This is a genomic window from Chryseobacterium sp. HNCC26DJ240, assembly GCF_057180485.1.
The window spans coordinates 119,676-135,032 of record NZ_JBXUGK010000008.1 but is presented as its reverse complement, the minus strand read 5'-3'; the positions used below and the strand labels follow the sequence as shown (position 1 = coordinate 135,032).

General features: G+C 36.0%; 29 protein-coding genes. 1 reads left to right on the top strand and 28 read right to left on the bottom strand.

The genetic code is table 11. The features are described from left to right. Positions 1-500 precede the first annotated feature (500 nt). Entirely contained in the window at positions 501-1,259 is a 759-nt protein-coding gene (locus tag AC2A1G_RS16790) for a hypothetical protein (RefSeq protein WP_484048041.1), read from the bottom strand. Between the two features lie 5 nt (positions 1,260-1,264). Next, entirely contained in the window at positions 1,265-1,897 is a 633-nt protein-coding gene (locus AC2A1G_RS16785; RefSeq protein WP_484048040.1) for a response regulator, read from the bottom strand. A gap of 177 nt (positions 1,898-2,074) precedes the next feature. On the opposite strand from AC2A1G_RS16785, the gene AC2A1G_RS16780 reads away from it, so the two are divergent. Then, positions 2,075-2,488 (top strand): hypothetical protein, encoded by a 414-nt coding sequence (locus tag AC2A1G_RS16780; RefSeq protein ID WP_484048039.1) that lies wholly within the window; start codon positions 2,075-2,077, stop codon positions 2,486-2,488. A gap of 57 nt (positions 2,489-2,545) precedes the next feature. Here the strand turns inward: AC2A1G_RS16780 and rplQ are convergent, their stop codons facing one another. The 26 genes from rplQ to rplW all read right to left on the bottom strand — a co-directional run bounded on the left by rplQ (position 2,546) and on the right by rplW (position 15,356). Further along, complete coding sequence (rplQ, locus tag AC2A1G_RS16775; protein ID WP_484048038.1) at positions 2,546-3,064, bottom strand: 50S ribosomal protein L17; 519 nt, start codon at positions 3,062-3,064, stop codon at positions 2,546-2,548. A 6-nt stretch (positions 3,065-3,070) separates the two neighbouring features. Then, a complete protein-coding gene (locus AC2A1G_RS16770) occupies positions 3,071-4,066 on the bottom strand; it encodes a DNA-directed RNA polymerase subunit alpha (protein ID WP_484048037.1) in 996 nt (331 codons plus the stop codon). Positions 4,067-4,099: 33 nt separating this feature from the next. Then, entirely contained in the window at positions 4,100-4,708 is a 609-nt protein-coding gene (rpsD, locus tag AC2A1G_RS16765; protein ID WP_484048036.1) for a 30S ribosomal protein S4, read from the bottom strand. Positions 4,709-4,727: 19 nt separating this feature from the next. Further along, the gene (rpsK, locus tag AC2A1G_RS16760; RefSeq protein ID WP_034694697.1) at positions 4,728-5,117 is read right to left on the bottom strand and encodes a 30S ribosomal protein S11; all 390 of its coding nucleotides are present in this window, start codon (positions 5,115-5,117) and stop codon (positions 4,728-4,730) included. 12 nt (positions 5,118-5,129) lie between these two features. After that, positions 5,130-5,507, bottom strand: coding sequence for a 30S ribosomal protein S13 (gene rpsM / locus AC2A1G_RS16755; RefSeq protein ID WP_484048035.1), 378 nt, complete (start codon positions 5,505-5,507; stop codon positions 5,130-5,132). A gap of 9 nt (positions 5,508-5,516) precedes the next feature. Next, entirely contained in the window at positions 5,517-5,633 is a 117-nt protein-coding gene (gene rpmJ, locus AC2A1G_RS16750) for a 50S ribosomal protein L36 (RefSeq protein ID WP_007839480.1), read from the bottom strand. A 111-nt stretch (positions 5,634-5,744) separates the two neighbouring features. After that, positions 5,745-5,960 (bottom strand): translation initiation factor IF-1, encoded by a 216-nt coding sequence (infA, locus tag AC2A1G_RS16745; RefSeq protein ID WP_027387199.1) that lies wholly within the window; start codon positions 5,958-5,960, stop codon positions 5,745-5,747. Between the two features lie 3 nt (positions 5,961-5,963). After that, positions 5,964-7,343, bottom strand: coding sequence for a preprotein translocase subunit SecY (secY, locus tag AC2A1G_RS16740; RefSeq protein WP_056026798.1), 1,380 nt, complete (start codon positions 7,341-7,343; stop codon positions 5,964-5,966). A 9-nt stretch (positions 7,344-7,352) separates the two neighbouring features. Beyond that, positions 7,353-7,802 carry a 50S ribosomal protein L15 gene (rplO, locus tag AC2A1G_RS16735; protein WP_056075989.1) on the bottom strand — a complete coding sequence of 150 codons (450 nt, stop codon included), beginning with the start codon at positions 7,800-7,802 and terminating at the stop codon, positions 7,353-7,355. 19 nt (positions 7,803-7,821) lie between these two features. Next, the gene (rpmD, locus tag AC2A1G_RS16730) at positions 7,822-7,998 is read right to left on the bottom strand and encodes a 50S ribosomal protein L30 (RefSeq protein ID WP_007839493.1); all 177 of its coding nucleotides are present in this window, start codon (positions 7,996-7,998) and stop codon (positions 7,822-7,824) included. A 10-nt stretch (positions 7,999-8,008) separates the two neighbouring features. After that, positions 8,009-8,530, bottom strand: coding sequence for a 30S ribosomal protein S5 (rpsE, locus tag AC2A1G_RS16725; RefSeq protein WP_056075986.1), 522 nt, complete (start codon positions 8,528-8,530; stop codon positions 8,009-8,011). An 18-nt stretch (positions 8,531-8,548) separates the two neighbouring features. Continuing rightward, positions 8,549-8,902 carry a 50S ribosomal protein L18 gene (rplR, locus tag AC2A1G_RS16720; RefSeq protein WP_484048034.1) on the bottom strand — a complete coding sequence of 118 codons (354 nt, stop codon included), beginning with the start codon at positions 8,900-8,902 and terminating at the stop codon, positions 8,549-8,551. A gap of 14 nt (positions 8,903-8,916) precedes the next feature. Next, a complete protein-coding gene (gene rplF, locus AC2A1G_RS16715) occupies positions 8,917-9,462 on the bottom strand; it encodes a 50S ribosomal protein L6 (protein ID WP_191737415.1) in 546 nt (181 codons plus the stop codon). A 17-nt stretch (positions 9,463-9,479) separates the two neighbouring features. Further along, positions 9,480-9,878: a 30S ribosomal protein S8 gene (rpsH, locus tag AC2A1G_RS16710; RefSeq protein WP_056026813.1), complete on the bottom strand. Its 399-nt coding sequence runs from the start codon at positions 9,876-9,878 to the stop codon at positions 9,480-9,482. 348 nt (positions 9,879-10,226) lie between these two features. Further along, positions 10,227-10,496, bottom strand: a complete 270-nt coding sequence (rpsN, locus tag AC2A1G_RS16705) for a 30S ribosomal protein S14 (RefSeq protein ID WP_047442254.1) — start codon at positions 10,494-10,496, stop codon at positions 10,227-10,229. Positions 10,497-10,499: 3 nt separating this feature from the next. Further along, complete coding sequence (gene rplE / locus AC2A1G_RS16700; protein WP_484048033.1) at positions 10,500-11,051, bottom strand: 50S ribosomal protein L5; 552 nt, start codon at positions 11,049-11,051, stop codon at positions 10,500-10,502. A gap of 13 nt (positions 11,052-11,064) precedes the next feature. Beyond that, positions 11,065-11,391: a 50S ribosomal protein L24 gene (gene rplX, locus AC2A1G_RS16695; RefSeq protein ID WP_262149543.1), complete on the bottom strand. Its 327-nt coding sequence runs from the start codon at positions 11,389-11,391 to the stop codon at positions 11,065-11,067. Positions 11,392-11,411: 20 nt separating this feature from the next. After that, on the bottom strand, positions 11,412-11,780 hold the full coding sequence (gene rplN, locus AC2A1G_RS16690; RefSeq protein WP_002983226.1) for a 50S ribosomal protein L14: 369 nt from the start codon (positions 11,778-11,780) through the stop codon (positions 11,412-11,414). 2 nt (positions 11,781-11,782) lie between these two features. Beyond that, positions 11,783-12,037: a 30S ribosomal protein S17 gene (rpsQ, locus tag AC2A1G_RS16685; protein ID WP_034678021.1), complete on the bottom strand. Its 255-nt coding sequence runs from the start codon at positions 12,035-12,037 to the stop codon at positions 11,783-11,785. A gap of 11 nt (positions 12,038-12,048) precedes the next feature. Further along, positions 12,049-12,234 carry a 50S ribosomal protein L29 gene (gene rpmC / locus AC2A1G_RS16680; RefSeq protein ID WP_484048032.1) on the bottom strand — a complete coding sequence of 62 codons (186 nt, stop codon included), beginning with the start codon at positions 12,232-12,234 and terminating at the stop codon, positions 12,049-12,051. Positions 12,235-12,246: 12 nt separating this feature from the next. After that, entirely contained in the window at positions 12,247-12,672 is a 426-nt protein-coding gene (gene rplP, locus AC2A1G_RS16675; protein ID WP_056075973.1) for a 50S ribosomal protein L16, read from the bottom strand. 97 nt (positions 12,673-12,769) lie between these two features. Next, the gene (gene rpsC, locus AC2A1G_RS16670) at positions 12,770-13,531 is read right to left on the bottom strand and encodes a 30S ribosomal protein S3 (protein WP_056075970.1); all 762 of its coding nucleotides are present in this window, start codon (positions 13,529-13,531) and stop codon (positions 12,770-12,772) included. A gap of 8 nt (positions 13,532-13,539) precedes the next feature. Further along, entirely contained in the window at positions 13,540-13,938 is a 399-nt protein-coding gene (rplV, locus tag AC2A1G_RS16665) for a 50S ribosomal protein L22 (RefSeq protein WP_056075966.1), read from the bottom strand. Positions 13,939-13,940: 2 nt separating this feature from the next. Further along, positions 13,941-14,219 (bottom strand): 30S ribosomal protein S19, encoded by a 279-nt coding sequence (gene rpsS, locus AC2A1G_RS16660; RefSeq protein ID WP_262149549.1) that lies wholly within the window; start codon positions 14,217-14,219, stop codon positions 13,941-13,943. Positions 14,220-14,221: 2 nt separating this feature from the next. Continuing rightward, a complete protein-coding gene (rplB, locus tag AC2A1G_RS16655) occupies positions 14,222-15,043 on the bottom strand; it encodes a 50S ribosomal protein L2 (RefSeq protein WP_262149551.1) in 822 nt (273 codons plus the stop codon). Between the two features lie 22 nt (positions 15,044-15,065). Further along, entirely contained in the window at positions 15,066-15,356 is a 291-nt protein-coding gene (gene rplW / locus AC2A1G_RS16650; RefSeq protein ID WP_056026836.1) for a 50S ribosomal protein L23, read from the bottom strand. Position 15,357: the final 1 nt, after the last annotated feature.

The following is a 15,357-nucleotide window of genomic DNA, read 5'->3' as shown; positions in this document are numbered from 1 at the left end:
CTGAAAATGAAAAAACAGCTCCACATCAATAATGCAGTGAAAATCCAAAAAGCCGGGTCGTCTGTTATCTTGTATTCATCAAAGAAAGTTATTTTCTGAAAGTACCATAATAATGAATTAATAATATAAAAAAGCGTTATAGTAATTCCTATTCTTTTGTCGAAATCCTGACAAGTAAAATCAGTTATAAACACTACAAATCCTAAAGATAAAATTGCAGAAATTAGAGAAACTAATTTAATAGTTTTCCGGAAGCCAGCTGTGAAGTAAAAGGTAAAATATATTATACAAAACAGAAAATAAATATTGTATTGAAGACCAGTTTTAACTTCTGGATTCAAAAAATCTCTTGTAAAAGCAATGCATTCATTAAGAAAGGTAATCAGTAAATACACAAAAATGAATTTTTGAGACCTAAAACCATTTTTCCGTCCAACAAAAAACGATTTCGCAAGAGTAAGCAATAAAAATAGTTTATATATAATCCCAACAATCATTCACTAAGGTTTTAGATCTCCGGCATCAAATCCGTCATCGACAAAATTACCACTTGTATCTATTGCATGCACTGAAAAGGATATTCGATCGTATTTTTCAACAGGCACACTTGTATAGTCGCTACCATCATTATCTTTTGCGGGAACAAAATAGATCATATTGAAATTTAATTGTGAAACTACAGACTTACTTTCCATTTTAACAAAATAATTTTCTATATCGCTGACTTTGTATATGACACACTGCGTTGCTTTCTTTCCATTAAAATTTGTCTGACTAGCCAAACCTCTTTGATAGAATCCTATCTGCTCATTTAGTTTTTTACCATCAATAAATTTCCCATTTGAAAGAATAAACTTTTTATCGGAGCCCAAATCTTGAAAATTTGTATTATTGGACAATGCTAGACCTAAATTAAGTTTAGAAGTATTTGAATCCTGTATAAAATAAAATTTTGCAGACTTATAGTTTGTATATTTTTCAATTAATTCTTTAAAATTTGAGTAATCTAAAGTAAACTTATCAATTAGATTTGGATGTTTTGATGCCGCTTCAGCAAACTTAGTAGTATATTGTCTTTCAATATGTGCTGGAATCATTTCAATAAAAACGGCAGCACTATCAAGATTCTTAGTAATCGTATCATCGGGTGTTGAGCTAACACTATCTCCATTACTATTTTCAGCTTCTTGTCCTTTTTTACAGCTTAACAGTGCAAAACAAAATAGTATTACAATGACTAAAGATTTTAAGATTCTCATAATTTCTAGTTTTTAAAATAGTTAAATTTATTAATAGCCTCCACTTTATTATTGACGTGGAGTTTTCTGTAAATATTTCCGACGTGCTTTTTCACAGTGTCGATGCTTATGAAAATCTTGTCGGCAATTTCTTTGTATAAAAGACCGGCTGAGAGTAGTTCTACGATTTCAATTTCACGTCTGGTCAATTCTTCGCACTCGTTTTGATCAGTTGTTTTTCGTTCAAAATGACTTAGGACTTTTCTGGCAATTGAGAAACTCATGGGGGCACCGCCGTTGTAGACATCACGGATTGAGCTGAGGATTTTATCCATGCTTTCGCCTTTTACGAGATAACCTGTAGCACCTGCTTTCAGAGAATTGAAGACTTTTTCGTCATCTTCAAAACTTGTACACATGATGAATTGGGTTTTGGGTAGGTCTTTTTTGATTTTAGAAATGACATCAATGCCGAGCATATCCTGAAGCTGGATATCCATCATCACAACATCCGGTTGGTAAAATGAGAGTTCTTCCAAAGCATTTTTACCATTGAAAAACTGGGCAACAACTTTCATGTCATCCTGGTAATCGATGACTTTTTTCAACGCATTGTTGTAGTTTTTTTCGTCTTCTACTATGGCTATGGAAATGCTCATGTTGGTATTGTTTAAGACAAATTTCGACAGAATTCGGAACAGAATCAATTACACGTTCGGGTAATTTTAAAGTTTTTGAGTTTCCGTGGAATGGTTTAGTTTTTGTTTCTTAAATTTAGTTAAAATTTAAACAAGAATAAAGAGAATTACCAAAAGTTTTTAATTTAATAATATAGCATGAAAAATTTAACTTTAGCCATTCTAATTTTCACAGCACTAATCAGTTGTGGTAAAGGAGGCAACAAAAACGTTATCAAGACAGATAATGAAGGGACTGTTTTGGCAGATAATGGAAAAGTGGACGAAAATGTGTCTTATAATACAGATGCAACCGGCAAAAAAATAATACGAAACAATTACCAATATATTGCAACTGATGGATCTCGGGTAAAAGTTATTTTTGATTATGAACCCGGAACGAGCGATGTGGAAATCAGCAGCAACGGCAAAACGTTTAAACTCGACAAAATAAAATCAGACGGAAAAGTGACGACCTACGAAAATGGCGATATGAAAGCCACAGTAAAGGGAGACAGTTTGATTTTGCATCAGGGGAAAAATATCATTGAACTGGTGAAAGGCAAATTGTAAAGCACAAAAAAAACCGCTCAGAAATCTGAACGGTTTTTTATTATATCTGTAAGAATATTATTCTCCAGCTTTTTCTTCAGTAGAATCTGTTGACTCAGCCTTAGGCTCTTCAACTTTCTCCTCCACCGCTGGAGCAGCTTCAACAGCTACTTTTGCAGTAGTAGATCTTCTACTTCTTCTTGTCGTCTTTTTCTCCTCAGCATTAGGATTGTAAAGTTCGTTGAAATCAACAAGCTCGATAAGAGCCATGTCAGCAGCATCACCTTTTCTGAAACCAGTTTTGATGATTCTTGTGTAACCTCCGTTTCTTTCTGCGATTTTAGGAGCTACTGATCTGAAAAGTTCAGTAACAGCCTCTTTACTTTGAAGATATGAAAAAACAATTCTTCTATTGTGTGTAGTATCTTCTTTTGCCTTTGTTAATAGAGGTTCAACATATACTCTTAAAGCTTTAGCTTTAGCTACAGTAGTGTTGATTCTCTTATGCTCAATTAGAGAACAAGCCATATTAGAAAGTAAAGCGCTTCTGTGTGAAGACGTTCTTCCTAAGTGATTGAATTTTTTACCGTGTCTCATTATTATTTAATTATCAGCGTCTAATTTATATTTTGCAACGTCAAAACCGAAGTTAAGACCTTTTGAATGCACCAATTCTTCTAGTTCTGTCAAAGATTTTTTACCAAAATTTCTGAATTTCATCAAATCAGACTTACTGTAAGAAACCAATTCTCCAAGAGTTTCTACTTCAGCTGCTTTCAGACAGTTTAGGGCTCTTACAGAAAGATCCATATCTGCTAATTTAGACTTAAGTAATTGTCTTGTATGAAGTGTTTCTTCGTCGTATTGAATAGATGCTTTCACAGCTTCAGTCTCCAGAGTGATTCTCTCATCAGAGAACAACATGAAGTGATAAATTAATATCTTTGAAGCTTCAGTTAAAGCATTCTGAGGGCTGATAGAGCCATCAGTTTCTATATCTAATACAAGTTTTTCGTAGTCTGTTTTTTGCTCTACACGGTAATTTTCAATACTATACTGTACTTTCTTGATTGGTGTAAAGATAGAATCAATAGCAATGGTACCGATAGGTGCATTGTTTGATTTGTTTTGCTCTGAAGGAACATAACCTCTACCTTTATCAATATTGAAAGTAATTTCGAAAGAAACATCAGCGTTTAGGTTACAAATTACCAATTCCGGGTTTAAAACCTCGAAACCGCTCATTGATTTTCCTAAATCTCCTGCTGTAATAACCGTTTGCCCCGAAACTTTAGCAACTACCTGCTCATTAGCCTGGTTTTCTGCTGAAGCTTTCAATCTTACCTGCTTAAGGTTAAGAATGATTTCGGTTACATCTTCGATTACTCCCGGAATAGTTGAAAATTCGTGCTCTACACCTTCTATTTTGATAGATGAAATAGCGTATCCTTCCAGAGAAGAAAGCAACACTCTTCTCAAAGCATTACCGATTGTAAGCCCGAAACCTGGTTCTAAAGGACGAAATTCGAATTGACCTTTAAATTCATCAGAGTTAAGTAGGATTACTTTATCGGGTTTTATGAATTGTAAAATTGCCATATTGTTGGGTTGAGCAAAAATTTGATTAAAAAATTATTTAGAGTAAAGTTCGACGATAAGCTGTTCCTTGATGTCTTCCGGAATTTGGATTCTTTCAGGAGCAGTAATGAAGGTACCTTCTTTCTTCTCATCGTTGAATTGTAACCACTCGTAGTTTGATTTTGCAGCTAAAGCTTCAGCTACAACATCAAGAGATTTTGATTTCTCTCTGATAGCGATTACATCACCAGCCTTTACTAAATAAGATGGAATGTTTAAGATTTCACCATTCACAGTGATGTGTCTGTGTGAAGTCAATTGTCTAGCACCAGATCTTGTTTTAGCAAAACCTAATCTGTAAACAACGTTATCCAGTCTTGATTCGCAAAGTTGCAATAGAACTTCACCTGTTACACCTTTACTTCTGTGCGCTTTTTCGAAAAGGTTAGCAAATTGTCTTTCTAAAATACCGTAAGTATATTTAGCTTTTTGCTTTTCCATTAACTGAACAGCATATTCAGATTTTTTTGCGCCTCTTCTTTTGTTAGGACCGTGTTGTCCTGGCGGTTGGTTTTTTCTTTTCTCGAAGTTTTTATCATCTCCGTAGATTGCAGCACCAAACTTTCTAGCAATCTTAGTTTTAGGTCCAATATATCTTGCCATAATGGGTAAATTCTAAAAATTAAACTCTTCTTCTTTTTGGTGGTCTACATCCGTTGTGTGGCATAGGCGTCACGTCAACGATTTCTGAAACTTCAATTCCTGAATTGTGAATAGATCTGATAGCAGATTCTCTACCTGCACCTGGACCTTTCACAAACACCTTTACTCTTCTTAAACCAGCTTCGTGAGCTACAGCAGAGCAATTTTCAGCTGCCATTTGAGCAGCAAAAGGAGTATTCTTTTTAGAACCTCTGAATCCCATTTTACCGGCAGAAGCCCAAGAGATTACCTCTCCGTTTTTATTTGTTAAAGAAATGATGATGTTATTGAAAGACGCCTGAATGTGCGCTTCACCAATAGCCTCAACTTTTACTTTTCTTTTTTTAACTACTTTAGTTTGTTTTGCCATAATTCCTAACGATTATTTACTAGCTTTTTTCTTGTTAGCAACAGTTTTTCTCTTTCCTTTACGTGTTCTAGAGTTGTTTTTCGTTCTCTGGCCTCTTAAAGGTAATCCAAGTCTGTGACGTATTCCTCGTTGGCATCCTATGTCCATTAATCGCTTAATGTTCAATTGCACTTCAGATCTAAGCTCTCCTTCTACTTTGATGTTTTCTGAGATATAAGTTCTGATTGCAGCCAATTCATCGTCATTCCATTCGTTGACTTTTTTGTCTTCGCTGATACCGGCGTTCTTAAGGATTTCGGAAGATGTACTTCTTCCAACTCCGTAGATGTAAGTTAAACCGATAACTCCTCTTTTGTTTTTTGGTAAATCAATACCTGAAATTCTCGCCATAATTTAATGTTAACCTTGTCTTTGTTTAAATTTTGGGTTTTTCTTGTTGATTACAAACAGTACACCTTTTCTGCGTACGATTTTGCAATCAGCACTTCTTTTTTTAATTGATGCTCTAACTTTCATTTTGAAAATTTTTGTTTTTCTTTATTACCAAACGAAATCAATGACTTCATTTGTATATCTATTCTTTAACAATAGCCAAACGGAGTATCGCATCCGTTTGGCATTTGTTTTTTAGTATCTAAATGTAATTCTACCTTTCGAAAGATCGTAAGGAGACATTTCAAGTTTTACCTTATCACCAGGTAACAGTTTAATATAATGCATTCTCATCTTCCCTGAAATATGAGCAATAAGCATATGCCCGTTTTCCAGCTCTACACGAAACTGTGCATTAGAAAGCGCTTCAGTAATTACGCCATCCTGTTCAATATGTTTTTGTTTTGCCATAAATTAATATCCGGTTGTTCTTGACAATTTTGACTGCATCAAACCATCATAATGATGATTTAGCAGATAAGTATTGATCTGTTGAACAGTATCTAATATTACTCCCACCATGATCAATAGCGATGTACCACCGAAAAACAGGGCAAAAGCATCTGTCTGAACAAAGCTTCCATGCACAATTGCCGGAAGGACTGCAAAGATAGCTAAAAATATTGAACCTGGCAAAGTAATTTTTGACAATATATCATCCAGATAATCAGCAGTCTCTTTCCCTGGTCTCACCTTCGGTACCAAACCACCTTGTCTCTTAAGATCATCAGCCATTTGGTTTACAGGAATTGTGATTGCTGTATAAAAGAATGAAAAGATAATAATCAATAACGCAAACAATACATTGTACTGCCAGCTGAATACATTTTTAAAACCTGCAAGGAAAGTATTAGACTCGTCTACTTTTGTAAGCAAACCAGGTACGAACATCAATGCCTGAGCAAAGATGATCGGCATTACACCGGCTGCGTTTACTTTCAACGGAATCCACTGTCTTGCACCCTGCATAAGATTTTTATTTACACCTCCTCTTGCCTGAGCTCTGCTTACATACTGAATAGGAATTTTTCTTACAGCCACCGATAATACAACAGCTAAAAGTACCACTATCATCCAGAATAGAACTTCAATCATGATCATGATAGAACCTAAACCTCCTTTACCATTCTGAACTGCAATTTCCTGTACAAATGCTTCCGGTAATCTTGAAAGGATTCCCACCATAATAAGGATAGAAATACCGTTCCCGATACCTTTGTCGGTGATTTTCTCACCCAACCACATTGCAAATACAGAACCACCTACCAAGATTACAATACTTGGCAACCAGAACATAATTGAATTAGGATCTACAAAATACGCAGACTGGAACTGAGCGTAAGGTAAGAACAACTGAGTGATCGAAGTTAAATAAGAAGGCGCCTGTACAAGACAAACTCCAATTGTTAACCATCTTGTAATCTGATTCAGTGTGTTTCTACCAGACTCTCCGTCTTTCTGTAGTTTCTGAAGATAAGGAATTGCCATCCCCATCAGCTGAACAATGATTGATGCAGAAATATAAGGCATAATACCTAACGCCATCACAGAAGCGTGGCTGAACGCCCCTCCTGTAAATGACGAAAGCAAGCCAAGGAGTCCTGCTCCTTGCTTGTTTCCGCCTTGATTTTTATAATGCTCTAAGAGATCTCCCACTTCTGCAAGGTTAATCGCAGGTAAGGAGATGAAAGATGCGAATCTATACACAAGGATGATAAATAAAGTAAAGAGAATTTTTTCTCTCAGCTCTTTTAAGCTCCAAATATTTTTGAGGGTCTGTATAAATTCTTTCATTACTGTTTATTATAAGGTAATTGCTTTTCCTCCTGCTTTAGAGATTAGCTCTTCAGCAGATTTAGTGAATTTGTCTGCAGAGATTGAAACCGCAGATTTCAATTCACCTCTACCCATAATTTTCACTAATTCGTTTTTAGTAATTAAACCGTTCTCAATCAATACTTCTCTCGTGATTTCTCCAGTGATAGATTTGTTCTCGATTAAAGTCTGAATAGTATCAAGGTTAATTCCTCTAAACTCTTTTCTGTTTACATTTTTGAAACCGAATTTCGGTAATCTTCTTTGTAAAGGCATCTGTCCACCTTCGAAACCGATTTTCTGAGAATAACCAGCTCTTGCTTTCTGACCTTTGTGACCTTTTGTAGAAGTACCTCCTTTTCCAGTACCCTGACCTCTACCAATTCTTTTTGAATTGAAAGTAGATCCTGCAGCTGGTTTTATGTTGTTTAAATTCATTTTAAAATTATTTTAAAAATTATTTTTGAACTTCAAGTAAGTGACTTACAGCAGCGATCATTCCTAAGATAGAAGGCGTAGCTTCGTGCTCTACAACTTGGTGAAGTTTCTTAAATCCTAATGCTTCAAGCGTTCTCTTTTGGGTTTTTGTTCTACCAATAGCGCTTCTTACTTGCTTTACTTTAATTGTTGCCATTGTTTATTTATTAACCGTTAAACACTTTAGTTAGAGAAACTCCTCTCATTCTTGCGATTTCTTCTGGTCTTCTGATGTCTAACAACGCTTTGAAAGTAGCTTTCACTACGTTGTGAGGGTTAGAAGATCCTTTAGATTTTGAAAGGATATCGTGAATACCAGCAGACTCCAATACCGCTCTTACCGCACCACCGGCGATAAGTCCTGTACCGTGAGAAGCAGGTCTCATGAAGATATCTGCACCACCGTATCTAGCAGAAGTCTGGTGAGGGATTGTATGATTCATTACAGGAACTTTTACTAAGTTTTTCTTAGCATCTTCTACCGCTTTTGCGATAGCAGAAGCAACTTCCTTAGATTTTCCTAAACCAAAACCGATAGTTCCAGCTTCGTCACCTACTACAACAATTGCAGAAAATCCGAAAGCTCTACCTCCTTTGGTTACTTTTGTTACTCTATTTACAGCAACGAGACGATCTTTAAGTTCTAATCCTCCCGGTTTTACTCTTTCTATATTATCTAGTCCTAACATATTTCCGAAATTTAATGATTAGAATTTAAGTCCTCCTTCTCTCGCACCGTCAGCTAAAGCTTTCACTCTACCGTGGTATACGAAACCGTTTCTGTCAAATACAATATTTTCAATTCCTGCAGCGATTGCTTTAGCAGCGATTGCTTTACCTACAGCAGCAGAAATTTCACTTTTTGTTCCGTTAGCTTCTACCCCCTTCTCTCTAGAAGAAGCTGAAGCTAAAGTTTTCCCGTCTTTATCGTCGATTAACTGTGCGTAAATTTCCTTATTACTTTTGTATACAGATAATCTTGGCAAATCAGCAGATCCAGAGATTTTTCCTCTTACTCTTCTTTTGATTCTTATTCTTTTTTCTAATTTACTTAGTGCCATTTTCTTAATTTTTATTAAGCAGATTTACCAGCTTTACGTCTAACAATTTCTCCTACGAATCTTACACCTTTTCCTTTGTACGGTTCAGGTTTTCTGAAAGATCTGATCTTTGCAGCAACCATTCCTAAAAGTTGATTGTCGTGAGACGTTAAAGTAATAATTGGGTTTTTACCTTTTTCAGTCAATGTATCGATGATTACTTCCTTTGGAACTTCTAAAACGATACCGTGAGAGAATCCTAAAGCCAACTCAAGTTTTTGACCTGCGTGTGAAGCTCTGTATCCTACCCCTACCAGTTCTAATTTTTTTGTGAAACCTTCTGTAGTTCCCAAAACCATGTTGTTGATCAACGCTCGGTACAAACCGTGTAGCGCTCTGTGTTGTTTAGCATCAGATGGTCTGCTTACAGTAAGCTGACCGTCGTTTTGCTCAATAGTAACTCCACCAGTAAGCTCCTGAGAAAGTTCTCCCTTTGGACCTTTTACAGTTACTACACCTTCTTTCTCAGTGATTGTAACTCCTGCTGGAACTGTTATAATTGCTTTACCAATTCTTGACATTTTCCTTTGATTAAAAATTAATAAACATAGCAGATTACTTCACCGCCTACTTTCTCTTCTCTAGCTTTCTTATCCGTCATTACTCCTTTAGAAGTAGAGATGATAGAAATACCCAAACCGTTTAGTACTCTTGGAAGTTCACCTGAACCTTTGTACTGTCTCAAACCTGGTCTTGAAGCTCTTTGAATGCTCTTGATTGCTGGTTTGCTGGTTTGCTTGTCGTACTTCAAAGCGATTTTGATCGTACCCTGAACAGCGCTCTCCTCAAACTTGTAGTTTAAGATATAACCCTGATCAAATAAGATCTTAGTAATCTCCTTTTTGATTTTCGATGCAGGAATTTCCACCACTTTGTGGCCTGCGCTTTGTGCGTTCCTTACTCTAGTCAGGAAATCTGAAATTGGATCTGTTACCATTTCTTTGTTTTAAATTATTGGTTTAATGACAACCAGTATTGAAAAGACTTAAAGATTAAAGATTATATGGCTCCGATGTTTCTTCGCCTAATCTCTTTACCTGCAGTATCTCAACAACTTAACTGTCACTTTGATTTTTTAATTTCATTTTATTCTAATAAACATAGCTAAAACGAAGATTAGTCTCCCAGGGAAATAATAATTTTCCTGAGCGGGTGCAAAAGTACAAAAAAAATTTAATAATATTTATTTTTTCTTTACCTCTACGCTTACTTAACTCTGAGCTCTATTTATTAAAATACAGCTGACTTATAAAAATATAGAAGTCAGCTGTAAAAATTTTATTGCTTACCAACTAGCTTTTTTAACGCCTGGGATAAGACCGTTGTTTGCCATTTCTCTGAAAGTTACTCTGGAAATACCGAACGTTCTCATGTATCCTCTTGGTCTGCCTGTCAGTTTACATCTGTTGTGTAATCTTACAGGAGAAGCATTTTTAGGTAATTTCTGAAGTCCTTCGTAATCACCAGCTTCTTTAAGAGCTTTTCTCTTTTCAGCGTATTTAGCTACAGTAGCTTCTCTTTTGCGCTCACGCGCTTTCATTGATTCTTTAGCCATTTCTTAGTTCTTTTTGAACGGTAAACCGAAGTGAGTTAATAATGCTTTAGCTTCTTTATCTGTTTTCGCTGTAGTAACGAAAGTAATGTCCATCCCCTGGATTTTTTTCACTTTGTCAATTACGATTTCAGGGAAGATAATCTGCTCAGTGATTCCTAAGTTATAGTTACCTCTACCATCGAAACCTTCAGCTTTGATACCAGAGAAATCTCTAATACGTGGCAAAGCAGAAGAAGTAAGTCTGTCTAAGAATTCGTACATTTTTGTAGCTCTAAGAGTAACCTTAGCACCTACAGGCATACCTTTTCTTAATTTGAAAGCAGCCTCATCTTTCTTAGAGATAGTACCAACAGCTTTCTGACCTGTGATGTTTGAAAGTTCTTCTACAGCATAATCGATAATTTTCTTATCTGCTGTAGCATCACCTAAACCTTGAGAGATTACAATTTTCTCTAATTTAGGTACCTGCATTACTGATTTGTAGCCAAATTCTTCCATCATTGCAGGAACAATTTTCTCTTTATAAGCTACTATGGGTCTTGCTATATATTCCATGTGTTATTTAAAATTATAAAGTTTCACCCGTTTGCTTGTTGATTCTCACTTTCTTATCTCCTTCGATTTTGTAACCGATTTTGATAGCTTTTCCGTCTTTACCAACTAAAGCTACGTTTGAGATATGAATAGAAGCTTCTTTCTCAGTAATTCCTCCTTGCGGATTAGAAGCTGAAGGCTTAACGTGTTTCTTAACGATGTTAAGACCTGCAACGATAACTCTAGGGTCTCTTCCTTCTTTTTTGATCACTTCAATAACTTCACCTGTTTTCCCTTTAAGATCTTTCTTTCCGGTAGTTACGATTACGTTATCTCCTCTTTTTATTTTTAACTTTGACATTTTTTTTAAAATTTTAAATATTAAAGTACTTCAGGAGCTAATGAAATGATTTTCATATATTCTTTGTCTCTCAACTCACGGGCAACTGGTCCGAAAACACGTGTACCTCTCATTTCTCCTGCTGCGTTTAGCAATACACAAGCATTGTCGTCGAATTTGATGTATGAACCATCTTTTCTTCTTACTGCTTTTTTAGTTCTTACTACTACAGCTTTAGATACCTGACCTTTCTTTGCGTTTCCTGATGGTGTAGAATCTTTGATTGTAACAACGATTTTATCACCAACTGAAGCATATCTTCTTCTGGTTCCTCCCAGAACTCTGATAACCAGTACTTCTTTTGCACCTGTGTTATCAGCAACTTTTAATCTTGATTCTGTTTGTAACATTATTACTTAGCTTTTTCAATGATTCTTACTAATCTCCATCTCTTGCTCTTGCTCAAAGGTCTAGTTTCAGAAATTAGAACTGTATCTCCTTCGTTGCATTCGTTGTTTTCGTCGTGTGCAGTATATTTTTTCGTTTTTAGAACGAATTTACCGTACATCGGGTGCTTTACTCTTGTAGTTTCACTAACAACAATAGTTTTTTCCATTTTATTGCTGGAAACCACTCCGATTCTTTCTTTTCTTAAATTTCTATCCATTGTAAAAAGGATTATTGTTTGTTAGTTAACTCAGTGTTTAGTCTAGCGATTGCTCTTCTCAAATCTTTGATTTGAATCGGGTTTTCAATAGGACTGATCGCATGAGCCAATTTCAGTTTTGAATATTGAGCTTTTGCTTCAGTTAATTGAGCTTGAAGATCACCCGCGCTTAAATTTTTAATATCAGCTTTTTTCATTGTATACAAAGATTAAAGAGGTTTAACAAAATCGTTAGCAACGATAAATTTAGTAACAATAGGTAACTTTTGAGCTGCAAGTCTTAAAGCTTCCTTAGCGATATCGTAAGGTACACCTCCAACTTCGAACATAATTTTACCTGGTTTTACTACAGCTACCCAATATTCCACAGCACCTTTACCTTTACCCATACGTACTTCCGCTGGTTTTTTAGTAATTGGCTTATCTGGGAAGATTTTGATCCATAGCTGACCTTCTCTCTTCATATATCTTGTAGCAGCGATACGCGCAGCTTCAATTTGTCTTGCAGTGATCCAAGCACCTTCTGTAGCCTTGATCCCAAAAGTTCCATAAGCAAGTTGATTACCTCTCTGAGCAATCCCCTTCATTTTCATCTTATGTACTCTACGGAACTTGGTTCTTTTTGGTTGTAACATAATTTCTAAATTTTAGATTTTAGATTTTAGATTTTAGATGTTTTTTATTTTAAAAAAGTAACGGTAATTTAAAATGCAAAATTTCTAATCTAAAATTTTAATTATTATTGTTATTGTTGTTGTTTCTTCTTGGTCTTCTGTTGTCTCTGTCTCCTCCGTTTCCACGGTTTTCTCTTCTGTCACCAGACTGACCTCCTTTTTTCTGTTGTCCCACTAGAGGAGAAAGTTCTCTTTTACCGTAAACTTCACCTTTCATGATCCAAACTTTTACTCCCAGTTTCCCGTACTGAGTAAGTGCTTCACCGATGTGGTAATCGATATCTGCTCTGAAAGTAGACAAAGGAATTCTTCCGTCTTTGAAAGATTCTGATCTTGCCATTTCAGCACCGTTTAATCTACCAGAGATCTGAACTTTGATACCTTCTGCACCCATTCTCATTGTACCTGCGATAGCCATCTTTACAGCTCTTCTGTAAGAGATTCTGTTTTCGATTTGCTTTGCAATGCTGTCTGCAACTAATACTGCATCAAGCTCAGGTCTTTTGATTTCGAAGATGTTGATTTGAATATCCTTTTTAGTCAATTTTTTCAACTCTTCTTTCAGTTTATCAACTTCCTGACCTCCTTTACCGATGATTAATCCCGGTCTAGCAGTAGTAATTGTAACTGTAACTAACTTTAATGTTCTTTCAATATAAATTCTTGAAATACCACCTTTAGATAATCTAGCTTCAAGGTATCTTCTGATTTTGTAATCTTCAGCGATTCTGTCACCGTAGTTTTTACCACCAAACCAGTTAGAATCCCATCCTCTGATGATACCTAATCTGTTACCAATTGGATTTGTCTTCTGTCCCATACCTTGAATTAATTTTCTTTTGTACCTAAGATTAGCGTAATGTGGTTTGATCTCTTTCTGATTCTGTAACCTCTACCTTGCGGTGCTGGTCTTAGTCTCTTCAATTGTCTTGCACTGTCTACAAAAATTTCTTTAACGATAAGGTTTGCTTCTTCGATGTCAGCACCTTCGTTTTTAGACTGCCAGTTTGCCATAGCAGAAAGAAGAACTTTCTCTAATTTGTTTGACGCGTCTTTTTTAGAATATTTTAGAATGCTTAAAGCTTTTTCAACCTCTACTCCTCTGATGATATCAGCTACTAATCTCATTTTTCTTGGAGAAGAAGGGCAATCGTTGTGTAACGCTTTCGCTACATCCTGATTAGTTAATTTACGTGCTAATGCACTTTCTCTTTTTCTTGATCCCATGATTATCTGCTACCTTTGTTTTTGTTACCACCATGACCTCTGAAAGATCTTGTTGGAGAAAATTCGCCTAACTTGTGACCTACCATGTTTTCTGTAACGTAAACCGGGATAAATGCTTTCCCGTTGTGTACAGCGATAGTTTGTCCTACGAAGTCTGGAGAGATCATCGATGCTCTAGACCAAGTTTTGATAACTGTTTTCTTATTAGCTTCTATATTTGCCTGAACCTTCTTATCTAAAGTATGATGAATGAACGGTCCTTTTTTAAGTGATCTTGCCATAATTATTTTCTTTTAGATACGATGTAACGGTTAGACACTTTGTTTTTCTTTCTAGTTTTGTAACCTTTAGCCGGCATACCGTTTCTAGATCTTGGGTGACCTCCAGAAGAACGTCCTTCACCACCTCCCATTGGGTGATCTACAGGGTTCATTACTACCGGTCTTGTTCTTGGTCTTCTACCTAACCATCTGCTTCTACCAGCCTTACCTGATACAGTTAACTGATGATCTCCGTTTGAAACAGATCCAACCATTGCATAACATTCAGTAAGGATCATTCTAGATTCTCCTGAAGGCAATTTTACGATTGCATATTTACCGTCTCTTGAAGTTAATTGAGCTGAAGAACCAGCACTTCTTGCTAAGATTGCACCTTGGCCAGGCTTCATCTCGATACAAGAAATTACAGTTCCCAAAGGAATGTTTTTCAGTTTCATAGCGTTACCGATGTTTGGTTCTACGCTTTCTCCTGAAATGATCTTCTGATCTACTTTGATCCCGTTTGGAGCGATGATATATCTCTTCTCTCCGTCTGCATATTCAACTAAAGCGATGAAAGCAGTTCTGTTTGGATCGTACTCTACAGTTTTTACCGTTGCTTCAACATCATGCTTGTTTCTTTTGAAGTCGATAATTCTGTATTTCTTTTTGTGTCCACCTCCGGTGTAACGCATGGTCATTTTACCAGTTTGGTTACGTCCACCTGACTTACTAATACCAACTGTAAGAGATTTCTCTGGTTTGTTGGTAGTAATTTCCTCAAAATTGTTTACAACTCTGAATCTCTGTCCTGGGGTGATAGGTTTTAATTTTCTAACAGACATTACTATTATTTATAATTAATAATTAATTTACAGCGAAAATATCGATAACGTCACCTTCTACAAGTTTGATTACCGCTTTTTTCAATTTGTTTGTCTTTCCTACTTGAAGACCTTTCTTAGTGTATTTCGAAGAAACCTTCGGAGCATAAATCATTGTATTAATGTCTGCTACTTTTACACCGTAAGCCGCTTCCACAGCTTTTTTTATCTGGATCTTATTCGCCTTAGGGTTAACCAAGAAAGAATAAGTACCTCTTAAATCTGTAAGGTAATTAGCCTTTTCTGAGATAACTGGTTTAATAATTAGTGACATG

Coding starts and splice junctions, on each gene's coding strand:
- AC2A1G_RS16790 (WP_484048041.1), bottom strand. CDS start 1,259: ATGAGAATCTTAAAATCTTTAGTCATTGTAATACTATTTTGTTTTGCA.
- AC2A1G_RS16785 (WP_484048040.1), bottom strand. CDS start 1,897: ATGAGCATTTCCATAGCCATAGTAGAAGACGAAAAAAACTACAACAAT.
- AC2A1G_RS16780 (WP_484048039.1), top strand. CDS start 2,075: ATGAAAAATTTAACTTTAGCCATTCTAATTTTCACAGCACTAATCAGT.
- rplQ (WP_484048038.1), bottom strand. CDS start 3,064: ATGAGACACGGTAAAAAATTCAATCACTTAGGAAGAACGTCTTCACAC.
- AC2A1G_RS16770 (WP_484048037.1), bottom strand. CDS start 4,066: ATGGCAATTTTACAATTCATAAAACCCGATAAAGTAATCCTACTTAAC.
- rpsD (WP_484048036.1), bottom strand. CDS start 4,708: ATGGCAAGATATATTGGACCTAAAACTAAGATTGCTAGAAAGTTTGGT.
- rpsK (WP_034694697.1), bottom strand. CDS start 5,117: ATGGCAAAACAAACTAAAGTAGTTAAAAAAAGAAAAGTAAAAGTTGAG.
- rpsM (WP_484048035.1), bottom strand. CDS start 5,507: ATGGCGAGAATTTCAGGTATTGATTTACCAAAAAACAAAAGAGGAGTT.
- rpmJ (WP_007839480.1), bottom strand. CDS start 5,633: ATGAAAGTTAGAGCATCAATTAAAAAAAGAAGTGCTGATTGCAAAATC.
- infA (WP_027387199.1), bottom strand. CDS start 5,960: ATGGCAAAACAAAAACATATTGAACAGGATGGCGTAATTACTGAAGCG.
- secY (WP_056026798.1), bottom strand. CDS start 7,343: ATGAAAGAATTTATACAGACCCTCAAAAATATTTGGAGCTTAAAAGAG.
- rplO (WP_056075989.1), bottom strand. CDS start 7,802: ATGAATTTAAACAACATAAAACCAGCTGCAGGATCTACTTTCAATTCA.
- rpmD (WP_007839493.1), bottom strand. CDS start 7,998: ATGGCAACAATTAAAGTAAAGCAAGTAAGAAGCGCTATTGGTAGAACA.
- rpsE (WP_056075986.1), bottom strand. CDS start 8,530: ATGTTAGGACTAGATAATATAGAAAGAGTAAAACCGGGAGGATTAGAA.
- rplR (WP_484048034.1), bottom strand. CDS start 8,902: ATGGCACTAAGTAAATTAGAAAAAAGAATAAGAATCAAAAGAAGAGTA.
- rplF (WP_191737415.1), bottom strand. CDS start 9,462: ATGTCAAGAATTGGTAAAGCAATTATAACAGTTCCAGCAGGAGTTACA.
- rpsH (WP_056026813.1), bottom strand. CDS start 9,878: ATGGTAACAGATCCAATTTCAGATTTCCTGACTAGAGTAAGGAACGCA.
- rpsN (WP_047442254.1), bottom strand. CDS start 10,496: ATGGCTAAAGAATCAATGAAAGCGCGTGAGCGCAAAAGAGAAGCTACT.
- rplE (WP_484048033.1), bottom strand. CDS start 11,051: ATGGAATATATAGCAAGACCCATAGTAGCTTATAAAGAGAAAATTGTT.
- rplX (WP_262149543.1), bottom strand. CDS start 11,391: ATGTCAAAGTTAAAAATAAAAAGAGGAGATAACGTAATCGTAACTACC.
- rplN (WP_002983226.1), bottom strand. CDS start 11,780: ATGTTACAAACAGAATCAAGATTAAAAGTTGCTGATAACACAGGTGCA.
- rpsQ (WP_034678021.1), bottom strand. CDS start 12,037: ATGGATAGAAATTTAAGAAAAGAAAGAATCGGAGTGGTTTCCAGCAAT.
- rpmC (WP_484048032.1), bottom strand. CDS start 12,234: ATGAAAAAAGCTGATATTAAAAATTTAAGCGCGGGTGATCTTCAAGCT.
- rplP (WP_056075973.1), bottom strand. CDS start 12,672: ATGTTACAACCAAAAAGAACCAAGTTCCGTAGAGTACATAAGATGAAA.
- rpsC (WP_056075970.1), bottom strand. CDS start 13,531: ATGGGACAGAAGACAAATCCAATTGGTAACAGATTAGGTATCATCAGA.
- rplV (WP_056075966.1), bottom strand. CDS start 13,938: ATGGGATCAAGAAAAAGAGAAAGTGCATTAGCACGTAAATTAACTAAT.
- rpsS (WP_262149549.1), bottom strand. CDS start 14,219: ATGGCAAGATCACTTAAAAAAGGACCGTTCATTCATCATACTTTAGAT.
- rplB (WP_262149551.1), bottom strand. CDS start 15,043: ATGTCTGTTAGAAAATTAAAACCTATCACCCCAGGACAGAGATTCAGA.
- rplW (WP_056026836.1), bottom strand. CDS start 15,356: ATGTCACTAATTATTAAACCAGTTATCTCAGAAAAGGCTAATTACCTT.